The organism is Vibrio sp. 1562, assembly GCF_033340155.1.
Taxonomy (GTDB): Bacteria; Pseudomonadota; Gammaproteobacteria; order Enterobacterales; family Vibrionaceae; genus Vibrio; species Vibrio alginolyticus.
Window position 1 is genome coordinate 1 of sequence record NZ_JAWOVY010000507.1, and the last position, 615, is coordinate 615.

The window sequence follows — 615 nt, forward strand, 5'->3', positions numbered from 1 at the left end:
CATTATTGTACGTGACATACAGTGTCTCAAATCTTAATGAAGTGGAAGTTAAGGAAGGCGGTTGTGTTACGCATGACCTGCGTCTGCCGACAATTGGCTTGGGTCGATACCTAGCTTTTCTACCGCTTTTTTCCAGCGCTCTGTAATGGGCGTATCGAAGATGATTTCTGGTGTGGCTTCGATGGTTAGCCAAGAGTTTTCAACCAGTTCATTTTCTAACTGACCAGCACTCCAACCGGAATAACCAAGAGCAACCAAATAGTCACTTGGCTCAGCCTCTGTCCCCAATACGGAAAGAATATCTCGCGAAGTGGTGACAGCAAGGTCGTCGGTCATTTGAATGCTGGATTCATAGTAATCTTTCGGTTTATGTAGAATAAAACCACGGTCTTCTGAGATTGGACCGCCATTGTAGACGGGTCTATCTAAGCTGGCTTCAAACAGGCGCGGGTGAACAGGCTGCACGTCAACTTGCTTGAGCATGTTGCCTACGGTGATATCAACAGGCGCGTTGATCATCAGGCCCATAGCGCCTTCTTCGTTATGTTCACAAACGTAGATAACGCTATTCTGGAAATACGGATCTTTCATTCCAGGCATGGCTACTAAAAAATG

General features: G+C 46.2%; 1 protein-coding gene. It reads right to left on the reverse strand.

Annotated elements, in window-relative coordinates:
• Positions 1-66 precede the first annotated feature (66 nt).
• On the reverse strand, positions 67-615 hold a 549-nt coding region (locus R7Z49_RS26085; protein WP_318112572.1), incomplete at its 5' end, for a YqgE/AlgH family protein.